The organism is Citrobacter amalonaticus Y19, from assembly GCF_000981805.1.
Taxonomy (GTDB): Bacteria; Pseudomonadota; Gammaproteobacteria; order Enterobacterales; family Enterobacteriaceae; genus Citrobacter_A; species Citrobacter_A amalonaticus_C.
On record NZ_CP011132.1, the window covers coordinates 3,099,310 to 3,124,437 of the forward strand.

The 25,128-nt window shown below is 56.6% G+C and carries 18 protein-coding genes; 8 read left to right on the plus strand and 10 right to left on the minus strand.

Translation table 11 applies throughout. From position 1 onward, the window contains the following. The first annotated feature begins 7 nt into the window (after window positions 1–7). Complete coding sequence (locus F384_RS14275; protein ID WP_046485385.1) at window positions 8–490, plus strand: OmpA family protein; 483 nt, start codon at window positions 8–10, stop codon at window positions 488–490. Between the two features lie 3 nt (window positions 491–493). Here the strand turns inward: F384_RS14275 and F384_RS14280 are convergent, their stop codons facing one another. The 7 genes from F384_RS14280 to ffh form a co-directional block, all read right to left on the minus strand. After that, a complete protein-coding gene (locus tag F384_RS14280) occupies window positions 494–1,852 on the minus strand; it encodes a PepSY-associated TM helix domain-containing protein (RefSeq protein WP_046485388.1) in 1,359 nt (452 codons plus the stop codon). A 57-nt stretch (window positions 1,853–1,909) separates the two neighbouring features. Continuing rightward, window positions 1,910–2,320: a DUF2946 domain-containing protein gene (locus F384_RS14285; protein ID WP_046485390.1), complete on the minus strand. Its 411-nt coding sequence runs from the start codon at window positions 2,318–2,320 to the stop codon at window positions 1,910–1,912. Window positions 2,321–2,462: 142 nt separating this feature from the next. Next, window positions 2,463–2,810: a 50S ribosomal protein L19 gene (gene rplS, locus F384_RS14290; RefSeq protein WP_002437770.1), complete on the minus strand. Its 348-nt coding sequence runs from the start codon at window positions 2,808–2,810 to the stop codon at window positions 2,463–2,465. A gap of 40 nt (window positions 2,811–2,850) precedes the next feature. Next, entirely contained in the window at window positions 2,851–3,618 is a 768-nt protein-coding gene (gene trmD / locus F384_RS14295) for a tRNA (guanosine(37)-N1)-methyltransferase TrmD (RefSeq protein WP_046485395.1), read from the minus strand. Window positions 3,619–3,662: 44 nt separating this feature from the next. Further along, a complete protein-coding gene (gene rimM, locus F384_RS14300; protein WP_046485398.1) occupies window positions 3,663–4,211 on the minus strand; it encodes a ribosome maturation factor RimM in 549 nt (182 codons plus the stop codon). Between the two features lie 18 nt (window positions 4,212–4,229). Further along, window positions 4,230–4,478 carry a 30S ribosomal protein S16 gene (gene rpsP, locus F384_RS14305; protein WP_046485404.1) on the minus strand — a complete coding sequence of 83 codons (249 nt, stop codon included), beginning with the start codon at window positions 4,476–4,478 and terminating at the stop codon, window positions 4,230–4,232. A 255-nt stretch (window positions 4,479–4,733) separates the two neighbouring features. Then, a complete protein-coding gene (gene ffh / locus F384_RS14310; RefSeq protein ID WP_046485408.1) occupies window positions 4,734–6,095 on the minus strand; it encodes a signal recognition particle protein in 1,362 nt (453 codons plus the stop codon). A 165-nt stretch (window positions 6,096–6,260) separates the two neighbouring features. Here ffh and F384_RS14315 point away from each other — a divergent pair, with 165 nt between their 5' ends. Continuing rightward, window positions 6,261–7,052, plus strand: a complete 792-nt coding sequence (locus F384_RS14315; protein WP_046485413.1) for an inner membrane protein YpjD — start codon at window positions 6,261–6,263, stop codon at window positions 7,050–7,052. 19 nt (window positions 7,053–7,071) lie between these two features. Further along, a complete protein-coding gene (locus F384_RS14320; protein WP_155404005.1) occupies window positions 7,072–8,358 on the plus strand; it encodes an HlyC/CorC family transporter in 1,287 nt (428 codons plus the stop codon). Window positions 8,359–8,439: 81 nt separating this feature from the next. On the opposite strand, the gene grpE is transcribed toward F384_RS14320, so the two are convergent. After that, window positions 8,440–9,033: a nucleotide exchange factor GrpE gene (grpE, locus tag F384_RS14325; protein ID WP_046485424.1), complete on the minus strand. Its 594-nt coding sequence runs from the start codon at window positions 9,031–9,033 to the stop codon at window positions 8,440–8,442. A 121-nt stretch (window positions 9,034–9,154) separates the two neighbouring features. Here grpE and nadK point away from each other — a divergent pair, with 121 nt between their 5' ends. From nadK to bamE, 3 genes are all read left to right on the plus strand, one after another. Continuing rightward, complete coding sequence (gene nadK, locus F384_RS14330; protein ID WP_042325929.1) at window positions 9,155–10,033, plus strand: NAD(+) kinase; 879 nt, start codon at window positions 9,155–9,157, stop codon at window positions 10,031–10,033. A gap of 85 nt (window positions 10,034–10,118) precedes the next feature. Continuing rightward, window positions 10,119–11,780, plus strand: coding sequence for a DNA repair protein RecN (gene recN, locus F384_RS14335; RefSeq protein ID WP_046485431.1), 1,662 nt, complete (start codon window positions 10,119–10,121; stop codon window positions 11,778–11,780). Between the two features lie 149 nt (window positions 11,781–11,929). Continuing rightward, window positions 11,930–12,274 carry an outer membrane protein assembly factor BamE gene (gene bamE / locus F384_RS14340; protein WP_046485434.1) on the plus strand — a complete coding sequence of 115 codons (345 nt, stop codon included), beginning with the start codon at window positions 11,930–11,932 and terminating at the stop codon, window positions 12,272–12,274. 54 nt (window positions 12,275–12,328) lie between these two features. Here the strand turns inward: bamE and F384_RS14345 are convergent, their stop codons facing one another. Both F384_RS14345 and F384_RS14350 read right to left on the minus strand, forming a co-directional pair. Next, window positions 12,329–12,619, minus strand: coding sequence for an RnfH family protein (locus tag F384_RS14345; protein ID WP_080949949.1), 291 nt, complete (start codon window positions 12,617–12,619; stop codon window positions 12,329–12,331). Then, window positions 12,609–13,046, minus strand: a complete 438-nt coding sequence (locus F384_RS14350; RefSeq protein ID WP_046485438.1) for a type II toxin-antitoxin system RatA family toxin — start codon at window positions 13,044–13,046, stop codon at window positions 12,609–12,611. The genes F384_RS14345 and F384_RS14350 overlap by 11 nt, the downstream gene beginning before the upstream one ends. 169 nt (window positions 13,047–13,215) lie before the next feature. Between F384_RS14350 and smpB the strand changes: the two genes are divergently transcribed. Both smpB and F384_RS14360 read left to right on the plus strand, forming a co-directional pair. Then, entirely contained in the window at window positions 13,216–13,698 is a 483-nt protein-coding gene (smpB, locus tag F384_RS14355) for an SsrA-binding protein SmpB (RefSeq protein WP_046498167.1), read from the plus strand. A gap of 619 nt (window positions 13,699–14,317) precedes the next feature. Further along, on the plus strand, window positions 14,318–25,060 hold the full coding sequence (locus F384_RS14360) for a BapA/Bap/LapF family large adhesin (RefSeq protein ID WP_046485441.1): 10,743 nt from the start codon (window positions 14,318–14,320) through the stop codon (window positions 25,058–25,060). Window positions 25,061–25,128: the final 68 nt, after the last annotated feature.

Here is a 25,128-nt window from a genome sequence, read left to right on the forward strand (position 1 = left end):
TGCACACATGCTTAAGCGTCTTTTATCCCCACTCATTCTTGCCACGCTACTGCTGGCAGGCTGTCAGGCCCCACAGGGCAAATTCACCCCTGAACAAGTAGCGGCCATGCAATCGTACGGATTTACAGAATCTGCGGGAGACTGGTCCCTGGGGCTTTCCGACACCATTTTGTTTGATAAGAATGACTACAAGCTGCGGGCAGAAAGCCAGCAGCAGATCGCGTCGATGGCCGCTCGTCTGGCCTCAGTGGGTCTGAATCATGCGCGTATGGATGGACACACCGATAACTATGGCGAGGACAGCTACAATGAAGCGTTATCGCTCAAACGCGCCAATGTCGTGGCAGACGCATGGTCAGAGGGCGCGAAGATTCCGCGCACCAATCTGACCACTCAGGGCTTAGGGAAAAAATACCCGATCGCCAGCAACCAGTCGGCGAAAGGTCGCGCTGAAAACCGCCGCGTTGCCGTGGTCATCAGCACGCCTTAATCCTCAGTCGGCTGACTGCGTGAACACCACACGTGACGCGTGAACCCAGCGCAGCCAGTCGATCAGCATGAACAGCAGCAGACTTCCCCCCAGCACCGGCATTGCCAGTCCGAGCGCAATCGCCAGCAGCACAACACTGACACGTCCCCGAACACTCAACATAAGCCAACAATGCACCAGCGTCTGTGTCGGGCTGGCTGATGGAGCAACAGGGCGGCGGATCCACCACAGCCGATAACCAATCACTATCATCAGGCAAAGCCCAGCGCCAAAGCCGATCAGCAGCAGCTGGTTCGGTAATCCCAGCAGAATGCCCATATGAAAATCGACGCCCCAACGCGTCAGCTTCGCCATCAGCGGGAAGTCGGCAAACCGGGTGCGATCGGTCACCTGCCATGTTGTCGGGTCGACAGCAACCGCATCAACCTGAGTGGGCCAACGGCGATCGATCTCCGTCACCGTCCAGCCGTGCTGCGCATCCTTCGGCGGGCGGATTTCCAGTCGGAGTGCATTCAACCCTGCCTTTTGCGCGGTTTGTAATACGGGATCGAACAGACGAATATCCACGCGGGTTTCAGGCATCACCATGCCACCATGATGGTCTGTATGTTCATCATGAAGCTGGCGAGGTCCGTGAAGTTGCGCGTTAAGTTGTGGCGTCAGCCAACTAAATGCCGCACGCATTTTATCCACGTTGCCGCCTGCCCACTGCGACCAGGTCAGTCCGGTTGCCGAGAACAACAGCATTCCGGCTAACAACAACCATCCCAGCGTAACGTGCAGACGCCGGTGGTTTTGTACCGGGTTGTTCAGCCGGCGACGGGGGCGCGTAAACCACCAGAGCGCAATGCCGCCCAGCGCCGCCATCCACATCCAGGATGCCGCCAGTTCACTGTAAATGCGCCCGGCCTCCCCCAACAGTAGCGAGCGGTGGGCATAATCAATCCACTGACGAAGTGGCAGAATGCCGCTGGTACCGTACACCGGCATATCGCCTTTGACGGCCAGGGTCACCGGATCGATAAAAATGGCCCGATGTTCGGAGGCCGCCAGGGCAGGGTCAGCAAACATGACGCGCGTTGTCTCGCCAGGTTCCAGTCCGGGGCGAACGGCATGCAGGCGCAGGTGCCCACCGGTCACCTGCTGAGCGACAGCAACCTGTGCCGCCAGCGATTGCGGCTCCCCTTGCATCGTCCCGTTAAGTGCCTGAGCGTAAATGGCCTCTTCCAGTTGTGGCGTCGCCACATACAGCGTGCCGGTCAGCGCGGCAACAAAGATAAATGGCCCGACAAACAGGCCGATATAGAAATGAAGGCGTCGCAGCAGGGTTACCCATGCCGCGCGCGGTGTGCAGGTTGTCATACTTTTCCTCAGAAAAAGCAAAAGAGTGTCGTGACGCTTATGCGCACAATCTTATTTTCAGCAACAGGAAAGTGAGGACCTGCGCGGCGGCGCGCGCGTATCAGGATACAGCCAGGGGAAGAAGTGCCAGTGATTAACGGTCGGACGAGTGGGTTTGCCTTGCACTCTGAGCAGAACGCCGCAGAGCAGAATCATCAGCGCCAGGATAAGCCCGGGAACGTGAGCCAGTAACACGCAGTAGCCACAGGCTTCGCCGTGATCGACAGGCATCGGGACTGGAGGAGAATCACCGTGATGCCCGTCGTGTTCAGCCATCGCACTCATCTCATGATGCATACCCGGCATCGCGCTCATCGGGTCTGTTTGCAGCGCCACGGAGATCAGCGGAGCAATAATAATCAGCAGGATCGCAAACAGTGCGAAACCTGCCGCACGCTGCTGAAAACCTGACTGACGAATTTTACCCATAACACCCTGACTCACTCGCTGCGAACGAGGGTCATTGTAAATGATTTATGAACTGAAGGTTAATACCGTGAGTATTATGGAGATAAAAAAAGGGCCAGCCAACTGGCCAGCCCCTCTAACAGGATGTCGCCTGAGCGATATCTTAGTTAAGACGCTCTTTGATACGAGCAGCCTTACCAGTACGCTCACGCAGGTAGTACAGTTTAGCTTTACGAACGGCACCACGACGTTTGACAGCAATGCTATCAACAACCGGAGAGTGAGTCTGGAAGACACGCTCAACGCCTTCGCCGTTGGAAATTTTACGAACAGTGAATGCAGAGTGCAGACCGCGGTTACGAATAGCGATAACCACGCCCTCGAATGCCTGCAGACGTTTTTTGGAACCTTCAACAACCCATACTTTCACTTCCACGGTATCACCCGGACGGAAGGAAGGTACGTCCTGCTTCATCTGCTCTTGTTCAATTTGCTTAATAATGTTGCTCATAATTTAATCTCTTATCCTGGGTAAACTGATAATCGGGGGCTTACGCCATCCCATCATGTTTATGTTGCTGTTGCGCGTGTTCCGTTTTGAACTCCGCCAGCAACCTTGCTTGCTCTTCAGTCAGAGCCAGGTTTTCCAGAAGTTCAGGTCTTCTAAGCCAGGTGCGGCCCAGCGACTGTTTCAAACGCCAGCGACGTATCTCAGCATGGTTTCCTGACAGTAATACTGCCGGGACGTCCATCTCTTCTAACACTTCAGGTCGGGTATAGTGCGGGCAGTCCAGCAATCCATCCACAAAGGAATCTTCCGTTGCCGATGCTTCATGACCCAGAACCCCCGGGATAAACCGGGAAACGGAGTCAATCAGTACCATTGCGGGTAACTCTCCACCACTGAGAACGTAATCGCCGATTGACCATTCTTCGTCAATTTCGGTTTGGATCACGCGCTCATCTATGCCTTCGTAGCGACCACATACCAGAATCAGCTTTTGATTCGTGGCCAGTTCGCTGACGCCCGCTTGATCAAGCTTGCGTCCCTGAGGTGACAGATAAATCACCTTAGCGCCTTCACCCGCCGCGCTTTTTGCTGCATGAATGGCATCCCGTAAAGGTTGTACCATCATTAACATCCCCGGTCCGCCGCCGTAAGGACGTGAGTCCACGGTACGGTGCCGGTCATGCGCGAAGTCACGAGGACTCCAGCTCTGGATGTTCAGCAGGCCATTTTTAACAGCCCGGCCAGTTACCCCGTAATCGGTAATTGCACGAAACATTTCTGGAAACAGGCTAACGATACCTATAAACACAAGCCAATCCCCATCACGCCGTCATTTACCGCTTATCCGGTGGTTTAAAAACCAGGATCCCAATCTACTTCGATAGTCCGCGTAGTGAGATCGACTTTCTTGATAACCTGCCCATCGAGGAACGGCACGAGGCGTTCCTTGATACCAAACGCATCTTTCAGGTTTGCCTTAATGACGATGACGTCATTCGATCCGGTTTCCATCATGTCGACGACTTTCCCGAGATCGTAGCCTTCTGTGGTCACTACCTGGCAGCCCATCAGGTCTTTCCAGTAGTAGTCACCCTCTTCCAGTTTTGGCAGTTGCGTCGAATCGACGACAATTTCGCAATTGGTCAGTAAATTCGCTGCATCCCGATCTTCAATGCCTTTCAGCTTGATGATCAGATCCTGATTGTGGTGCTTCCAGCTTTCCAGCTGTACTTGCTGCCACTGACCCGCCTTCTGGATAAACCAGGGCTGATAGTCAAAAATGCTTTCGGCGTCTTCAGTGGAAGAAAACACTCTGAGCCAACCACGAATACCGTAAGACGATCCCATTTTCCCTAAGACAATCGGGTCCACGGGTGCTTGCGCAGTGAGTTGCTTGCTCATCATGACCACCGTGACAGATTAAGCTGCTTTGTTTACTTCTTTGATCAGCGTAGCAACGCGATCAGAAATGGTCGCGCCCTGGCCAACCCAGTGAGCGATGCGATCCAGATCCAGGCGAGTGCCTTCTTCTTTTTCGCTAGCGATTGGGTTAAAGAAGCCAACGCGCTCAATGAAGCGACCGTTACGTGCATTACGGCTGTCAGTAACAACAACCTGGTAGAACGGACGCTTTTTAGCGCCGTGACGAGCTAAACGAATAGTTACCATAACATCCTCTTGTGTGAATAAAACAACCGGGCCCCATCGAGGAACGGAGCCCGGGTGTCATATTAAAAGCCCGAAAATTTTACTGATTTCTGGGGAAATTGCAATCAGCAGTTGAAAACTCTGTCGCAGAAGGCCGTCGGCGGTGCAGCCAGTTCGGTGCCGGCGTGCGCGCAGCCACCGGAGCGTACACGCAGTACGTGAGGATGGCGAGCACACCCCGACGCCGAAATGGCAAATAAGCCAGGCCTGTAAAGATTAGCGGCCGGGGAATCCTGGGGGCATCATCCCCTTCATACTTCTCATCATCTTCGCCATCCCGCCCTTCTTCATCTTCTTCATCATGCGCTGCATGTCGTCGAACTGTTTCAGAAGGCGGTTAACGTCCTGCACCTGCATACCGCAGCCCTGCGCGATACGGCGTTTACGGGACCCTTTGATGATTTCCGGCTTCGCGCGCTCTTTCAGCGTCATCGAGTTGATGATCGCCTCCATGCGCACCAGCACTTTGTCATCCATTTGCGACTTCACGTTGTCCGGGATCTGCCCCATGCCCGGCAGCTTGCCCATCAGGCTCGCCATGCCGCCCATGTTTTTCATCTGCCGCAACTGTTCCAGGAAGTCGGTCAGGTCGAAACCATCGCCCTTTTTCAGTTTAGTCGCCAGCTTCTCAGCCTGCGCGCGGTCAACTTTACTTTCGATATCTTCGATCAGCGACAGCACGTCGCCCATGCCGAGAATACGTGACGCGATACGGTCCGGATGGAACGGCTCCAGCGCCTCGTTTTTCTCGCCAACACCGAGGAATTTGATCGGCTTGCCTGTGATGTGACGAATAGAGAGCGCGGCACCGCCACGGGCGTCACCGTCGACTTTGGTCAGTACCACGCCGGTCAGCGGCAGCGCTTCGTTGAACGCCTTCGCGGTATTCGCCGCATCCTGACCGGTCATCGCATCGACGACAAACAGGGTTTCTACCGGATTGATAGAGGCATGAACCTGTTTGATTTCGTCCATCATCGCTTCGTCAACGTGCAGACGACCGGCGGTATCCACCAGCAGCACGTCGTAGAACTTGAGTTTGGCTTCTTTCAACGCCGCGTTAACGATATCGACCGGCTTCTGACCGACATCCGACGGGAAGAAATCAACGCCAACCTGCTCAGCCAGCGTCTCCAGCTGTTTGATCGCCGCCGGGCGATAGACGTCGGCAGAGACCACCAGCACTTTCTTCTTGTGCTTTTCGCGCAGGAATTTACCTAGCTTACCGACGCTGGTCGTTTTACCGGCACCCTGCAGGCCCGCCATCAGCACCACGGCCGGTGGCTGCGCAGCCAGATTCAGACTCTGGTTCTCTTCGCCCATCGCCGCCACGAGTTCGTTACGGACAATCTTGACGAACTCCTGTCCTGGCGTCAGGCTTTTGTTAACTTCATGTCCAACCGCTTTCTCTTTTACGCGATTGATAAACTCTCGCACTACCGGCAGCGCAACGTCAGCCTCCAGCAGCGCCATGCGCACTTCGCGCAGCGTCTCTTTAACGTTGTCTTCAGTAAGGCGTCCACGGCCACTGATGTTGCGCAATGTGCGCGACAAACGATCGGTTAAATTATCAAACATTGTCTCTCGCCTGGGGTGGAAACGGTTGGTCGCTCACGCGACGCATGAACATTAATTTGCCGCAGTATAACATGAAGCCGTCTTTGTTGTTATGCAACGGTTGGAGCCGCGGTCACGTAACGCTATACTGCTTCTCTTTCTCACTGGCCAACTGTCGACACCATTATGCCCGTTTCTGCTCTGCTCGCCCTTGTCGCCTACTCCGTCAGCCTCGCGCTGATCGTCCCCGCTCTGCTGCAAAAAAACAGCGGCTGGCGGCGTATGGCCATTCTTTCTGCGGTGGTCGCGCTGGTGTGTCACGCCATCGCGCTTGAAGCCCGCATTCTGCCGGGTGGCGACAGCGGACAAAACCTGAGCCTGCTGAACGTCGGCTCGCTGGTTAGCCTGATGATCTGTACGGTGATGACGATTGTCGCCTCGCGCAACCGTGGCTGGCTGTTGCTGCCGGTGGTGTATGCCTTCGCGCTGATCAATCTGGCCTTCGCGACCTTCATGCCGAACGAATTCATTACCCATCTCGAAGCCACGCCGGGGATGATGATCCACATCGGGCTGTCGCTGTTCTCCTACGCGACGCTCATTATCGCCGCGCTGTATGCGCTGCAACTGGCCTGGATCGATTATCAGCTTAAAAACAAAAAGCTGGCGTTTAATAATGAAATGCCGCCGCTGATGAGCATCGAGCGCAAGATGTTCCACATTACGCAGATTGGCGTGGTCCTGTTGACGCTTACCCTGTGTACCGGTCTGTTTTACATGCACAATCTGTTCAGCATGGAAAATATCGACAAAGCGGTGCTCTCTATCATCGCATGGTTTGTCTATATTGTTCTGTTGTGGGGGCATTACCATGAAGGCTGGCGCGGTCGTCGTGTCGTGTGGTTTAACGTCGCGGGCGCTGGGATCCTGACGTTGGCCTATTTCGGTAGCCGGATATTGCAGCAGTTTGTCAGCTAAGCCTTAAAGGAGGCGCCCCCTGGAACACATCTCCACCACCACGCTGATCGTCACACTGATCGTCATGGTGGTCATCTCTGCCTATTTTTCCGGTTCCGAAACCGGGATGATGACCCTGAATCGCTACCGCTTACGCCACCTGGCTAAACAGGGAAATCGTCCGGCAAAGCGCGTTGAAAAGCTGCTGCGTAAACCCGATCGCCTGATAAGCCTGGTGCTGATTGGCAATAACCTGGTCAATATCCTCGCCTCGGCGCTCGGTACCATTGTCGGTATGCGACTGTACGGCGATGCCGGTGTCGCCATCGCCACCGGCGTGTTGACCTTCGTCGTGCTGGTGTTTGCCGAGGTCCTGCCGAAAACCATTGCTGCGCTGTATCCGGAAAAGGTGGCCTACCCCAGCAGCTTCCTGCTGGTTCCTTTGCAGATTCTGATGATGCCGCTGGTCTGGCTGCTCAACACTATCACCCGATTGCTGATGCGCATGATGGGCATTAAAACCGATATCGTGATCAGTGGTTCGCTGAGTAAGGATGAGCTGCGCACCATCGTGAATGAATCCCGCACGCAAATCTCCCGGCGCAACCAGGACATGCTGCTGTCGGTGCTCGATCTGGAAAAGGTCAGCGTTGATGACATCATGGTGCCGCGCAGTGAAATCATCGGTATTGATATTAATGACGACTGGAAGTCTATCGTGCGTCAGTTGTCGCACTCGCCGCACGGGCGCATTGTGTTGTACCGCGATTCGCTGGATGACGCCATCAGCATGCTGCGCGTTCGCGAAGCCTGGCGGTTGATGTCGGAAAAGAAAGAGTTCACCAAAGAGACCATGCTGCGCGCCGCCGATGAGATTTACTTCATCCCGGAGGGTACGCCGCTCAGCACGCAGCTCATCAAATTTCAGCGCAATAAAAAGAAAGTCGGTCTGGTGGTCAATGAATATGGCGATATTCAGGGGCTGGTCACGGTGGAAGATATTCTCGAAGAGATTGTCGGCGACTTCACCACCTCGATGTCACCTACGCTTGCTGAGGAAGTGACGCCGCAAAATGACGGGTCGGTGATCATCGACGGCAGCGCCAACGTGCGGGAAATTAATAAAGCGTTTAACTGGCATCTGCCGGAAGACGACGCGCGGACGGTAAATGGCGTGATTCTTGAGGCGCTGGAAGAGATCCCGATTGCGGGCACTCGCGTGCGCATCGGTCAATACGATATCGATATTCTCGACGTTCAGGAGAATATGATTAAGCAGGTCAAAGTGTTGCCCGTTAAACCGCTGCGGGAAAGCGTCGCAGAGTAACAGCAACGGCCCGCGGATATTCCAACGGGCCGTAGGCCGGATAAGCGTCAGCGCCATCCGGCAATACAAATAGCCGAAATATTACCCTTTCGCTTTCGCGACGGTGACCATCGCCGCGCGGATCGTACGGCCGTTCAGCGTATAGCCCTTCTGCATGATACCCAGCACATTGCCCGGCGCGATGTCTTCAGACTCGACCATCGCAATCGCCTGATGCACATTCGGATCCAGCGCGACATTCGTCTCAGCGATCACTTCAACGCCAAATTTGCGCACCACATCCAGCATCGATTTCAGGGTCAGTTCGACCCCTTCCATCATCGGCTTCAAATCCGGATTGGCTTTGTCCGCCACTTCCAGCGCACGATCCAGGCTATCAATCACCGGCAGCAGTTCATTGACGAATTTCTCCAGCGCGAACTTGTGTGCCTTCTCAATGTCCAGCTCGGTACGGCGACGCAGGTTTTCCATTTCCGCTTTTATGCGCAGCACCGCATCACGTTCACGATTTTGAGCTTCAGTAAGCTGCGCTTCCAGATTCGCAATTTTTTCATCGCGCGGATCCACCTGCTCAGCAGAAGCGTCTGATTCAACCGCCTCAACTTCTTCGTGCTGATCCATGATAATTTCTTCCGGGGCTTGCCCCTCAGGCGTTTTCTGTTCTTTACTACTCATGAATTTCTCCGCGTTTTTTTCGCATTCATCTCGCTAACTTCGCTTATTATGGGGATCAGATTCAGGGTTTCAAGGGAAGCACTCACATTGTCATCAATCTTCATCACAAGGACCTCGAAAAATGAATAATCATTTCAAGTGTATCGGCATTGTGGGACATCCTCGTCACCCCACGGCACTCACAACACATGAAATGCTCTACCGCTGGTTATGCACCAAAGGGTATGAGGTCATTGTCGAGCAGCAAATCGCTCACGAGCTGCAGTTGAAGAATGTGAAAATCGGCACCCTGGCGGAGATTGGTCAGCAGGCGGACCTCGCGGTTGTCGTCGGCGGCGACGGCAACATGCTCGGCGCAGCACGTACCCTGGCCCGATACGACATCAAGGTGATCGGCATCAACCGTGGCAATCTCGGCTTTCTGACGGACCTTGACCCCGATAACGCGCAGCAACAGCTCGCCGACGTGCTGGAAGGCCATTACGTCGCGGAAAAACGTTTTTTGCTGGAAGCACAGGTATGTCAGAAGGACTGCCAGAAACGCATCAGTACCGCCATTAACGAGGTCGTGCTGCACCCCGGCAAGGTCGCGCACATGATTGAGTTTGAAGTCTATATTGACGAAAGCTTTGCCTTCTCCCAGCGATCCGATGGTCTGATTATCTCAACGCCAACCGGTTCCACCGCCTATTCCCTGTCTGCCGGCGGCCCGATTCTGACCCCGTCGCTTGATGCCATCACGCTGGTGCCGATGTTTCCGCACACCCTGTCGGCGCGTCCGCTGGTCATCAACAGCAGCAGCACCATTCGGCTGCGCTTCTCGCATCGCCGTAACGATCTCGAAATCAGCTGCGACAGCCAGATAGCGCTGCCCATTCAGGAAGGTGAAGATGTGCTGATCCGTCGCTGTGATTACCATCTGAATCTCATCCACCCAAAAGATTACAGCTATTTCAATACATTAAGCACCAAGCTGGGCTGGTCAAAAAAATTATTTTAATTTAACGCCAACCTCTTTACTGTATAAAAAACCCGTTTATACTGTATGTAATTACAGTTATGGTTTTTCATACAGGAAAACAGCTATGTTGGCACAACTGACCATCAGCAATTTTGCTATCGTTCGTGAACTTGAGATCGATTTTCAGAACGGAATGACCGTCATCACCGGTGAAACCGGGGCGGGTAAATCCATTGCAATTGATGCGCTCGGCCTGTGCCTCGGCGGTCGTGCTGAAGCCGACATGGTTCGTGCTGGCGCCAGCCGTGCCGACCTGTGCGCCCGCTTTTCGCTGAAAGACACCCCCGCCGCCCTGCGCTGGCTGGAAGAAAACCAGCTTGAAGAAGGACGTGAGTGTTTACTTCGCCGCGTGATCAGTAGCGACGGGCGCTCCCGTGGCTTTATCAACGGAACGGCGGTCCCTCTCTCTCAGCTTCGCGAACTGGGGCAACGGCTCATTCAAATTCACGGCCAGCATGCGCATCAGCTGCTGACCAAAACCGAACATCAAAAATCCCTGCTCGATGGCTACGCGAATGAATCCATGCTGGTACAGGATATGGCTGCGCGTTACCAACTCTGGCACCAGAGCTGCCGTGATTTAGCACACCACCAGCAGCAGAGCCAGGAACGTGCCGCTCGTGCAGAACTGCTGCAGTATCAGCTTAAAGAGCTGAACGAATTTAGCCCGCAGGCGGGTGAATTTGAGCAGATTGATGAAGAGTACAAGCGCCTGGCCAACAGCGGTCAGCTTCTCTCCACCAGCCAGAATGCGCTATCGCTGATGGCAGACGGCGAGGACGTGAACCTGCAAAGTCAGCTGTATACCGCGAAGCAACTGGTCAGTGAACTGGTCGGCATGGACGGTAAGCTCTCAGGTATCCTCGATATGCTGGAAGAGGCAACTATTCAGCTAACGGAAGCCAGCGATGAACTGCGCCACTATTGCGATCGCCTGGATTTAGACCCTAATCGCCTGTTTGAGCTGGAACAGCGTATCTCGAAACAAATTTCACTGGCCCGTAAACATCACGTCAGTCCGGAAGCGCTGCCGCAGTATTATCAGTCGTTGCTGGAGGAACAGCAGCAACTCGACGATCAGGCCGACTCACTGGAAACCCTGACCCTGTCCGTGAATAAGCATCGCCAACAGGCGCTGGAGGCGGCAAAAGCGCTACATGAGCAACGTCAGCATTATGCACAAGAACTGAGTACCCTGATTACCGAGAGTATGCACTCACTCTCTATGCCGCACGGTCGTTTCACCATCGACATCACGTTTGATGAGCATCATCTGAGTCAGGACGGCGCGGACCGCGTCGAGTTTAAAGTGACCACCAACCCAGGCCAGCCGATGCAGCCGATTGCCAAAGTGGCCTCCGGGGGGGAACTGTCACGTATCGCCCTCGCGATTCAGGTGATTACCGCACGTAAAATGGAAACCCCGGCGCTGATTTTCGATGAAGTCGATGTCGGCATCAGCGGCCCAACTGCGGCGGTCGTTGGAAAATTGCTGCGTCAGCTCGGTGAATCGACCCAGGTGATGTGCGTCACCCACCTTCCGCAGGTTGCGGGATGCGGCCATCAGCACTTTTTTGTCAGCAAAGAGACGGATGGCGAAATGACCGAAACGCATATGCAACCGCTGGATAAACGCGCACGGTTGCAGGAGCTGGCGCGCCTGCTGGGCGGCAGCGAAGTGACGCGAAACACCCTCGCAAATGCGAAAGAACTGCTGGCGGCCTAAACTTTTTTGCACCTTAACGGTCAGAGTAGACAACAAAAACGCCGTCGGACCCGTAAGCAAAAGGTTTTAAAGTGGTGAAAGGTCTATTATCATCGGCATATTACATATGAGCCACATACTGCTCGGGCCCGAAAAGGAATCAAATCACTATGCGCTGTAAAACGCTGACTGCTGCCGCAGCAGTATTATTGATGTTGACCGCAGGCTGTTCCACTCTGGAGCGAGTGGTTTACCGCCCTGATATCAACCAGGGGAACTATCTGACCGCGAACGATGTATCCAAAATTCGTGTGGGCATGACGCAACAGCAGGTTGCCTATGCGCTGGGTACGCCGATGATGTCCGATCCGTTTGGCACCAACACCTGGTTCTATGTGTTCCGTCAACAGCCGGGCCATGAAGGCGTCACGCAGCAAACGCTGACGTTGACCTTCAACAGCAGCGGCGTATTGACCAATATCGATAACAAGCCTGCGTTGACCGACAACCAGTAAGCTTGTCTTCTGATAACAAAAAAGGTGCTCATGGAGCACCTTTTTTGTTATCTGCTACTTTTTAGCTGATTTCTCTGCTCGCTGTCTGCGCAACTCTTTCGGATCGGCAATCAGTGGACGGTAGATTTCAACCCGGTCGCCATCCTGTAACACATCCGCCAGCTTGACCGGACGACTGTAGATACCGACTTTGTTTTTTGTCAGATCGATATCGGTACGCAGTTCCAGTAACCCCGACGCACGGATAGCCTCTTCGACCGTCGCCCCCGGTTGCAACGTCACCCGTTGCAGGTACTGTTTCTCCGGCAGCGCGTAGGCCACCTCAACGACAATCTTAGGCGACACGGTAGACCTCTTTGGCACGAACCGTAAAGGCCTGCACCATATTGGATGCCAGTTCTTTGAAGATACGGCCAAACGCCAGCTCGATCAGCTTATTGGTAAACTCAAAATCGAGATGAAACTCAATGCGGCAGGCATCCGAACTCAACGGCGTAAATTTCCAGCCACCAATCAGTTTTTTGAACGGGCCGTCAACCAGTTGCATCAGGATACTCTGGTTACTGGTTAACTGATTTCGCGTGGTGAACGTCTTACTGATCCCCGCCTTAGAGACATCCACCGCAGCCGTCATCTGTCCTGGCGTGGACTCGAGAACGCGGCTGCCGGTGCAACCCGGTAAAAACTGGGGATAGGACTGAACATCATTCACTAACTGATACATCTGTTCCGCACTGTAAGGGACTAACGCGGTTCGACTAATCTGCGGCATAGCTATTTCCATCAACAAAAATCGAACAAATAATACCATTTATCGCAAGGTAAAAAAAACGCTATCCCACAACAGGGTACAACCTTGTTCATGCTAAGATATCCCCTTGCCCCCTGAAGGATGAAATGGGGTGTTTTTCGATTCCAGATTACCTATACTGAGCGGCACTATGACGAAGAAAAAAGCACACAAACCTGGCTCAGCCACCATCGCGCTAAACAAGCGCGCGCGACACGAATACTTTATCGAAGAAGAGTTCGAAGCGGGACTCGCCCTGCAAGGGTGGGAAGTGAAATCCCTGCGCGCCGGTAAGGCCAACATCGGCGACAGCTATGTGATCCTGAAAGACGGTGAAGCTTACCTGTTCGGCGCTAACTTTACGCCGATGGCGGTGGCCTCCACGCACGTGGTGTGCGATCCCACTCGCACCCGTAAACTGCTGCTGAATCAGCGCGAGCTTGACTCACTGTATGGGCGCGTGAATCGTGAAGGCTACACCGTTGTCGCCCTTTCTCTGTACTGGAAGAATGCCTGGTGCAAAGTCAAAATTGGCGTAGCGAAGGGTAAGAAACAGCATGACAAGCGTTCCGATCTGAAAGATCGTGAATGGCAACTGGATAAAGCGCGCATTATGAAGCATGCTGGTCGTTAAACACATTATTATGTGACCTGCCTCGCATTCGGGGTAGGTCATTATTATTTACCCCTTGAATCTCCAAAAATATATTCTCTCTTTCTTTATTTCTATTTCTGCTGAAACGTAAAAACTGTCAAGAATATATCCTCAGTCATTTTCATATTATGTCCATAGCCCAATTACCCGATACTTCAAATAATTTTTTTGCCATTTTAAAACTCCGGAATACCAATACAGTTTGTGTAAGAAATCAATTATCCACCTGGCTTACGAAAATCAAAAAACTCCTTTTAATACATCAAAATAAGTCACCCCCTCTTTTTATATCGTGCCACTCCACTTCGCCAGGCGGTGCAAAACCGTATATATTTCACTCCCGCTAAACCAATCACAAATATACGTTAATTTGCAGAATAGGTTCTTTCTGACTATATCATCTAATACGAAAGTACCAGCGAATCAAAAAAACAAAGGGTTATTCAGCGCAACAGAAACCATCATCGGCACGACCACAGCATAGAAATCACCGGCGAGAATTCATCGACATGATGGACGGGATCGCTCATCTGTACATTTTCCCTGTCCGGTGAATTTAACGAATTCATGCACAGAGCAAGCCATCAGGAGTAAACATATGCGTCTTCTCGCCGTTATATCCAAGTTGACGGGCGTTTCCACCAATGTCGAAGCCTCTGAAGTCACACTTAATGCCCCTTCCATTGTGAAATTATCCGCAGAGCGTAGCGACATCAGTCAACTGGCTCGCGTGAATCAGGATCTGGTGATCACCTTTACTTCAGGTGAAAAACTGACCGTTAAAAATTTCTATGTGGCGAATGACCAGGGAGCCAGCCAGTTGGTGCTGGAAGACAGTCACGGGGCGCTGTGGTGGGTGGAAAACCCGGAAAACGGCCTGCATTTTGAACAAATTTCAACCATTGACGATCTGCTTGTCACCGCCGGTGAATCTCACGAAGGCGGAGCTATCTGGCCGTGGGTGCTGGGTGGCGCGGTTGCTGCGGGTGGGATCGCGGCTATCGCATCCTCGGGTGGCGGCAGTAGCCATCATGATAACGACAACAGCAATCCTGGCGATGGTTCAGGCAACGGCGGCACACCGGGGGATGGCGGAGGAAATAACGGTGGCGGAGACAACGGCGGCGGCGATAACGGCACAAATCCTCCGGGAGGAGAGGATCCCACGCCGCCGACTGCTCCCACGATTATCGGCGCAGTGGATGCCGTTCCCGGCATCACCGGCACCATTCAGGTGAACCAGACCACCAACGACAGCCAGCCGATGATTTCTGGTACCGGTGAAGCAGGCTCCCTCATCACCCTCTATGACAACGGACAGGTAATGGGAACCGTCGTCGTCGACGGGCAGGGTAACTGGCACTATCAACCCGACGCGCCCCTTTCTGACGGTGAACATGTGCTGACCGCGACCGCCACAGACGAAAACGGTAGCACCAGCGCCGTCTCCGGCGATTTCACCTTTACCGTCGATACCGTTGCCCCGGATGAGGTCTCCGGGTTAACGGTTTCTGAGGATGGGCTCTGGGTATCAGGCCTTGCAGAAGCCGGTTGCGTCGTCACGATTTTCGACAATCAACATCATATTCTTGCCTCCATTCAGGTCGATGACACGGGTCGGTTTACCGTTCGTCTCAATTCGGCACAAACCGATTCCGAACAGCTCTATGCCGACATTTCTGACGCGGCGGGCAACGAAGGCGATGAAGCCTCCTTCCTCGGTTCCGACTCAGGTTTCCCTGATGCCCCGGCCATTACCGGCATCATTGATGATACGCAACCCACCGCCGTGACGTTAGGCAGCGGTCAGTTTACGAAGGATACCACCCCCACCCTCACAGGGACCGCACTGCCTGGCGCGGAGGTGACCATTTATGAAAATGGTATCGCTATCGGGACGGCGAGCGCCGACGACGGCACGTGGTCATTCGCGCTGAGCGGTGTGTCTGAAGGATTGCACAACTACACCGCGACGCAGACCACAGAGGACGGCGTCAGCGGCAACGCGGTAGAATTCGCGGTCACCGTGGATATCACCCCACCGGCAGCCCCCGACGATCTGCTCGTCACGCAAAACGGTACTGTGCTCACCGGCAGCGCCGAGGCCGGGAGCAAAATCACGATTACAGACGCCAGCGGCGCCACACTCGGCACCACGACCGCCGATAGTGAAGGAAAATTCAGCTTCCCGCTCAATCCGGCACGGGTAAACGGGGAGATTCTGACCGCGACCGCCACGGATAAGGCGGGAAATGACAGTTCGCCCGGCCAGGCGACAGCGCCGGATACCACACCGCCGCAGGCCGCAGGCAATCTGGAGGTGTCTGAAGATGGGACAACGGTGACCGGTACCGCCGAACCCGGCACGACGGTGACGATTTACGGCAGCGACAATACCCCGCTGGGGTCTGAGCGGGTTCAACCCGACGGCTCATTTACCGTCACGCTGGCCCCGCCGCAAACTAACGGTGAAATCTTAACCGCCATCGTCAAGGATCCGGCGAATCTGACCAGTCCCCCGGCGACCACCCTCGCCCCGGATACCACCCCTCCCCAGCCGGCTGGAAACCTGGATGTTTCGGATGATGGCACTACCGTGACGGGGACAGCGGAACCCGGCAGCACGGTAACGATTCGCGATCCGGACGGCAACCCAATCGGCAGCGGTCAAACCAACGATGAGGGGAATTTCACCGTCACACTGGATACGCCGCAAACTAACGGCGAAACGCTGACCGCCACGGTAACCGATCCGGCGAATCAGAACAGTACGCCAGCCAACGTCACCGCACCGGATACCACGGCACCGCCGCCCCCCACGGCGGTCATTTCGCAGGACGGCACCACCCTGACCACCACCGCCGAACCCGGCAGTACGATTACGGTTAAAGACAGTGACGGCAATACGCTGGCGCAATCCGGTCCGGTCCCGGAGAACGGCACGTTGGTTATCACGCTTGACCCACCGCAGGCCAACGGTGAAATGCTGAGCGTCACCGCCACGGACGCCGCGAGCAATACCAGCCTGCCGTACGAGGTCGTGGCGCCGGATATCACCGCACCGGATGCCCCCGTCGTCAGTTCAATTGTTGATGATATCGGCGCACAGAAAGGCAATCTGGGCGATGGACAACTCACCGATGACAATCAACTGACCTTCAGCGGAACCGGCGAACCCGGTGCCACCATCACCATTCTGGACGGAAATACCCCGCTGGCGGGAACGGCCACCGTAGACAGCAACGGCAACTGGACGCTCACCACACAGGTGCTGGGCGACGGCGACCATACTTTCACCGTCACCGCGACCGATGCCGCAAACCATACCAGCACGCCGTCTGCTCCCATCACCATTACGGTCGATACCACACCGCCTGTTATTCCGGTCGTCACCCTGACGGATAACACTGGCAGCAACGTGGGTGAACTGGCGGACAACGACGTAACCGACGCTACGCAGCCAGTATTAAGCGGCAGCGGCACCGCCGGAGACACCATTACGGTATATGACGGCACGGCGGTCATTGGCACAACGGAAGTCGATGAAAACGGTAGCTGGAACTTTACCCCGAGTCCCGCGCTGGGCGAAGGCGACCACACGCTGAGCGTCACCGCCAGCGATCCTCTGGGCAACACCAGCGATAAATCCACGCCCATTACCATTACGGTGGATACCACCGCGCCCGATGCCCCCACGCTGACGCTGATAGATAGCGCCAATGACCCACTGACCGACGGCCAGGCGACCCAGGAAACCCAGCCCGTGCTGAGCGGCACGGGAACAGATGGCGATGTCATCAGCATTTACGACAATGGCACGCTGGTCACCACCGTCACGGTGACTGACGGTGCCTGGCGCTACACGTCGGACGCCCTCGATGAAGGCAATCATGTCTTTACCCTTACCAGTACCGATCCGGCGGGCAATGTCAGTGAACCTTCCGCGCCAGTCGGTATTCTGGTGGATACCACCCCACCCGCCGAACCCAACCTGATCGTCACCGACAACGTCGGCAGCCAGACCGGCATACTCGATAACGGTCAGTACACCGATGATACGCGACCGATCCTGAGCGGAAGCGGTACGCCAGGCGACACCATCACCATTACCCTTGACGGCGTCGAACAGTCACCGTTGGTTATCGACAATTCCGGAAACTGGAGTTTTCAACCGACGGGCCCGTTGTCGCAGGGCGACCATACCATCCAGGTGACCGCGACCGATCCTGCCGGTAACAGCAGCACCTCGCCGGAACGTATCGTGCGCGTTGACACAGAAGCCCCTGGCACGCCGACGCTGACGGTTAACGATGACGGCGGGCCGTTGAGCGATGGCGGGCAGACCAACGACACCACCCCAACCCTGAGTGGGACGGGCGATACGGGCAGCATTGTCACCATTCTGAATAACGGCGTGCCGATTGGCACCGCCGAAGTCATTGATGGCATCTGGAGTTTCACCCCGGGTAGCGAACTGGTCGAAGGCAGCTATAACTTTACCGTGACGGCAAAAGATGCCGCAGGCAACACCAGTCAACCATCGGATGCGATTGGCATCACCATTGATACTCAGGCGCCCGACGCGCCGTTTATCACCTCGCTGGGCAGTCCGGCAGTGACCAACCAGCCCGAGTTGCCTATTAGCGGTACCGGCGAACCTGGCAGTACCATCACCCTGTCGAATGGCGTCACGGTTATCGGCACCGCCGAAGTCGATTCCGACGGAAACTGGACGATCGTCCCGGACTCACCGCTCACCGAAGGCAATTACACGCTGACGGCAACGGCCACCGATCCGGCGGGGAACGTCAGCGGCCCTTCCGCCTCCATTTCGCTAAACGTCGACCTGACGAAACCGGCGGCTCCGGAGGATGTGACGATCTCTGCCGATGGCGCAACGGTCAGCGGCACGGCGGAAACCGGTAGCACGGTGACGATCCGCGACACCGCCGGCAATGTCATTGGGTCGGGCGTGGCGACGGACGGCACGTTCCAGATTCAGGTCACGCCAGCGCAGACGGGCCTCAATACGCTGACCGCCACGGCGGAGGATGCCGCCGGTAACAACAGCGATCCAACGAACTTTACGGGTTCCGGCACCGGGTTACCGGTCATCAGCGCCATCGTCGATGATACGGGTAGCGTTCAGGGGGATCTGAAGAGTGGGCAAACCACCGACGATACGCAACCGGGCCTGCACGGTTTTTCCACACCGAACTCTACCGTCGATATTCTGGTCGATGGCACCCTTGTCGCATCGGACGTTCCGGTTGACGGGAACGGCAGCTGGAACTGGGACTGGACATCCCCCGATGCGCTGGGCGAAGGCCCACACACCTTCCAGGTGGTCGATAGCGCGGATGGCAGCAAAACGTCCGCTGTGGTTAACATCACCGTCGATCTCACCCCACCGGCACAACCGGTAATTGGTAGCGTGACGGATGATGTCGCCCCCGGAACGGGAACGCTGACCAGCGGACAGACAACCAACGATACTCGCCCCACTCTGGGTGGCAGTGGCACCAACGGTGAAACCATCACGATTTACGATGGCGATACGCCCATCGGCCAGGTGCAGGTGGTCAACGGCGCGTGGAGTTTTACGCCTCCCACAGGCCTGGGGGAAGGCAGCCACAATCTCACTATCACCGCCACCGACGCGGCGGGAAATACCAGTATCGCGTCGCAGCCGTTTGTGGTGGTGGTGGACACCACGCCACCAGTGGCGCCAACCATTGCCAGCGCCACGGATGACAGCGAACCGCAGACAGGCGTCATCGGTAACGGCGGCAGCACCAACGATACCACGCCCGACTTTAGCGGCAGCGGTGAAGAAGGCAGTACGATTACCGTCTACGACAATGGGGTAAAAATTGGCACCGCGCTGGTCACCAACGGTAGCTGGAGCTTCACCGCGCCGACGCTGGCGACCGGCTCACACGCGATAACCGTCACCGCCACCGATGCGATGGGTAACGTCAGCGCGCCTTCTGCCGCCTGGACGGTGAACGTCGATACCACCGCGCCACGGGTTCCCGTGATTCAAAGCGTCACCGATGACACCAGTCCGGCAACCGGCGCTCTGGCGAACGGGCAAAGCACCAATGATACTCAGCCCACCTTCCAGGGAACGGCGGAGCCGGGATCCACCGTTACGCTGTATGACGGCGGACTCGCCGTGGGCAGCGTGGTGGCGGGCACCGACGGAAGCTGGTCGCTCTCCCCGGATAACCCGTTAGGCAGCGGCCCGCACAATCTGACCGTCACGGCGACGGATGCAGCAGGCAACGAAGGCCCGTCAGCCGCGTTCTCCCTGACCGTGGACACGCAGGCGCCATCGGCTCCTGTCATCAGTTCCGTCACCGATGACGTCGCCCCCAATAGCGGTTCGCTGAGCAACGGACAAAGTACCAACGACACGCGGCCAACGCTTACCGGAACCGCCGAAGCCAACAGCACCGTCAGCATTTTTGACGGCACCACGCTGTTGGGCACCGTGCAGGCCGACGGTACAGGCGCGTGGACCTTTACACCCGCGACCGCGCTGGGCAACGGATCGCACACGTTCAACGTGACCGCTACGGACGCCGCCGGTAACGTCAGCCCTGGCGCCGCCTTTACCGTGGTGGTCGATACGGTTGCCCCTACGGCTCCCGCCATCGTCAGCGTCACCGATAACGTGACGCCAGGAACCGGCGATCTCACCAGCGGGCAAAGCACGAACGATACTCGACCAGTCATTACCGGCACCGGCGAACCCGGTAGCACCATTAACGTCTACGATGGCAACGTGCTACTGGGTACCGCCACCGTGACCGAAGGCGGGAGCTGGAGCTACCGACCAGACGGGCTTTCCCAGGGGGCCCACTCGCTTAGAGTCACCGCCACCGACAGCGCGGGCAATACCGGACCGGCGTCAGCGAATTTTGCGTTGACGGTCGATACCGTTTCGCCTGGCGCACCAGTAATCAGCAATGTGCAGGATGACGTTGGCCCGGTCACCGGCAGTCTGACCAGCGGTCAAACCACCAACGACGCGCGTCCCACCTTCACCGGTACCGGTGAGCCGGGAACCACAGTCAACATCGCGGACAACGGCGTTCCCCTCGCCACCGTGACGGTCGAGGCGAACGGAACCTGGACCTATACGCCCACCAGCGATCTGGGCCAGGGGAATCATCCACTGACTTTTACCGCGACGGATGCTGCCGGTAACGTCGGTCCTTCGGCCAGCTTCGCCGTCACGGTGGATACCGCCGCGCCGCTGGCACCGGTGATTACCTCCGTGGTCGATGACAGCGCGCCGCAGACCGGTAATCTGTCGCCCAACCAGAGCACTAACGACACCCGACCCACGCTTAACGGCACGGCAGAGCCAGGCACCACGCTGACCTTTACCGACAACGGCACGGTCATTGGCAGCCTCGTCGTCGGTACGGACGGCAACTGGACCTTCACGCCAACAACCGCTTTAACCAATGGCGCGCATACCCTTGCGGTGACGGCGACCGACGCGGCGGGCAACGTTGGTCCGGCTGCCAGCTTTGCCGTCACAGTGGATACGCTGGCGCCAAACGCGCCGGTGATCGCCACCATCCTTGATGATGTCAGCAATATCACCGGTCCCGTCGGCAGCGGACAAAGCACGAACGACACCCTGCCTGAGCTGCGGGGAACCAGTGAACCTGGGGCATTCATCAATATCTATGACGGCGCGACGTTACTCACGCCAACGCCCATTCAGGCCGATGCCAACGGCGCGTGGAGCTTTACCCCCACTAGCGCACTGGCGGAGGGTTCACATACCTTTACCGCCAAAGCCACCGACGCGGCGGGCAACGTCAGCGCCTCGTCGGCGGCATCGACCATCGTGGTGGATACCACTCCGCCCGGCACGCCGACCAACCTGGCAGTGATCACCAACGGCAGCCACGTCACCGGGACGGCAGAGGCTGGCAGCACCGTCACCATCACCAGCAGCAACGGTACGGTACTGGGAACCGGCGTTGCGGACGGGACTACCGGCAGCTTTAACATTCTGATTAATCCGGCGCAGGTCGGTGGGGAAACGTTGCAGGTGGTCGCCCAGGATAAAGCGGGTAACACCGGGACATCCGGCAGCGTTATTGCGCCATTCAGTGGCCTGCCGGGCGCACCGGTAATCGCCACGCTGACGGACGATGTGGGGTCGATAACCGGACTGGTGGCTAACGGTCAGGCCACCAATGACGCCAGACCGCTGTTAAACGGGACGGGCCAGCCGTTCTCCACCATCACGGTGTACAGCGACGGCGTCTCCATTGGTAGCGCCAGCGTAGATGCGCAGGGCAACTGGTCGCTGACCCCGCAGGCCAATATCACCGACGGGACGCACGTCCTCACCGCCACGGCCACCAATACCAATGGCACCAGTACGCTGTCATCAGGCTATACCGTCACGGTGGATACGGTCACGGTCGCGCCAACTGGCACCATCAGTGGTGACGGCGCCAGCATCAGCGGCACTGCCGAAGCGGGCAGCACAGTAACCATTACCCTCAGCACGGGGTTAACGGTCACCACCACCGCCAACAGCAGCGGCAATTACACCTATACCTTTGATCGCAAGCAGACCAGCGGCGAGAACATCAGCGTCAGCGCCACGGACGCCGTCGGCAACGCCTCGACTCCGACGCAGGTCACCGCGCCAACGCTACCCATCTCAGCCAGCGATAACGTGGAGAATCTGGAGTTAACCTCTAATGCCACCGTCACCACCGAGCAACTCAGCGACTATGGTCTGCTGCTGGTTGGCGCGCTGGGCAACGTGGCGAACGTGTTGGGTAATGATACGGCAGCCGTTGAATTCACTATTCAGAACGGCGGCAGTGCAAATCTGGTGATCGACGCCAGCACCACCGGCGTCGTACTCTCGTTGCTGAATACGCAGGAAGTGGCGATCCAGAAATATGACGCCGCAACCAATTCGTGGACCACCGTCATCGACACCGCGCAAGCGCAGTTTGCTAATCTGCTGACGCTCGGCAGTAGCGGCGTCACGGTGAACGTGTCCGGACTGGAGGGCGGCACTTATCGGGTGCTGACCTATAACACGGCGCTGCTGGCGACCGGCTCTTATACCGCACTGAACGTCAGCGTCGAAGAGACCAGCGCCGGTACTATCACCACGACCACGCCGCAGACCGGCAACGTACTGAATAACGACAGCGCCCCACTGGATACCGTCGTCACCACCGTCACCAACGCCAATGGACAAAGCTTTACGTTGGGTGCCGGCAGTAACGTCATTCAGGGCATCTACGGCACACTGACGATTAATCAGGACGGCACCTACAGTTACGCGCTGAACCCGAACAGTCCGGCGTCGGTCATTGGACGCACGGAGAGCTTCACCTACACCATCAACGGCGGCGGCAACAGCGCCTCGGCGAAGCTGGTGATTACTCTGGGCAATGACACGCCGGCCAGCAGCGTGACCGCCGTGGATAACGTCGCCACCCTGCCCTACGACACCCATGTGGAGGCCATCAACAACGGGACGTCCTCGCAGGGCGGCTTTACGGTGGTGAACGTCAGTCTGGGCAACGTGCTGGATCTGGGCGTACTGGACAAACTGAGCAACCCGATCATTTTCGACGTTGAGCAGGGTTCAACGCGCACCATGACGCTGCAATCCTCCATTGGCGGCGTGGCGGTGGCATCCAGCTTCGATCTGTACATCTATCGCTTCAACGACGTCACCCAGCAGTTTGAACAGTGGCGAGTGGAGAAAAACTGGCTGAACGCGCCGCTGCTGGGCGGTCAGTCCGGCAAGCTGACGCTGAACCTGCCGGGCGGCGAATACCTGTTCCTGCTGAATCCGGCGTTTGGCATTACGGCGCTCACCGGTTACACCCTTAACGTGCTTGAGGACCATGTTTACAGCGTTGACAGCCTGACCACCACCACCCAGGGCAATGTGCTGAGCGATGACATCGCGCCCGTCGGTACGCTGGTGACACAAGTGAACGGCGTGGCGATTGCCGCAACCGGCACAACGACCATTGTGGGGACTTACGGCACGTTGACCATCGATGCCAAAGGTAACTACACCTACACCCTGAAAAGCGGCGTGGGCGCGGACGGCACCAAAACGCCGGACAGCTTCATCTACACGGTAAAAGCACCAAACGGGGATACCGATACCGCCTCGCTCAACATCCAGCCGACCGCTCGTCCGCTGGATGCCGTGAACGATGTCAGCGATACCCTGCTGGCCGCAGCGGTACAAGACACCACGAGCTATCTCGATTCCACCGTCGGCAGCGCCAGTTGGGGGTTACTCGGCAGGACCGGGAGCGGCAGCGGCACTTTTGACGTCGCGGCAGGCACCATTCTGAAAGGCGCGTCCATCGTCTTTGATGTCTCGACGCTGGTCACGCTGGGCAACCTGACCATCAACTGGTCGATAGTGGAAAACGGCGTGATCATTCGCTCCGGCACGGTGCCGGTCGCCAACATCACGCTGGGCGGCGCCACCGTGACCGTCAATCTGAGCGGGCTGGAACTGGATGGCGGCACCTATACCCTGAACTTCACCGGCAATAACACGCTGGCAGGCGCGGCAACCATTACGCCGAAAATCACCGGCACGACGGTCGATCTGGATAACTTCGAAACCTCCGGCACGCATACCGTCACTGGCAATATTTTTGACGGCAGCGACTCCGCCGGGGCGATGGATCAGTTGAACACCGTCGATACGCGCCTGACCATCACCGGCTTTAACGGCAGTACCGCCACGCTGGATCCTTACTCCAGCGCCACCACCACCATTCAGGGTCACTACGGTTCGCTGCAAATCCGCGCTGACGGTTCGTATACCTACACGCTGAACAACGGCGTGGCGCTCTCTTCCATCACGGCGAAGGAGACCTTTACCTACACGCTCAATGACACCCACGGTCATACCGACACCGCCACGCTGACGGTGGATATCGCGCCGCAGGTGACCAGTACCTCGCAAAGCGACGTGCTGGTGGGATCGGTGTATGGCGACACGCTGATCTACACCCTGCTCAACGCCAGTGATGCCACGGGCGGTAACGGCGCGGACACCTGGAAAAACTTCTCGCTGGCGCAGGGCGACAAGATTGATATCGGCGATTTGCTGGTGGGCTGGAACGGACAAACCGCGACGCTTGGCAACTATCTCAGCGTCAGCACCAGCGGCAGCAACACCATCATCTCTATCGACCGTGACGGAACAGGCAGTACTTATCACGCCACACAACTGGTGACCCTGGAGAATGTACAAACCACGCTGACGGAGCTTATCGAACAAAACCACATTGTGACCTGATAAAGGCCGCCAGAACGACCACACAACGACCCCGGGCGCACGTTCGCCCGGGGCAAAAAAAACACGTT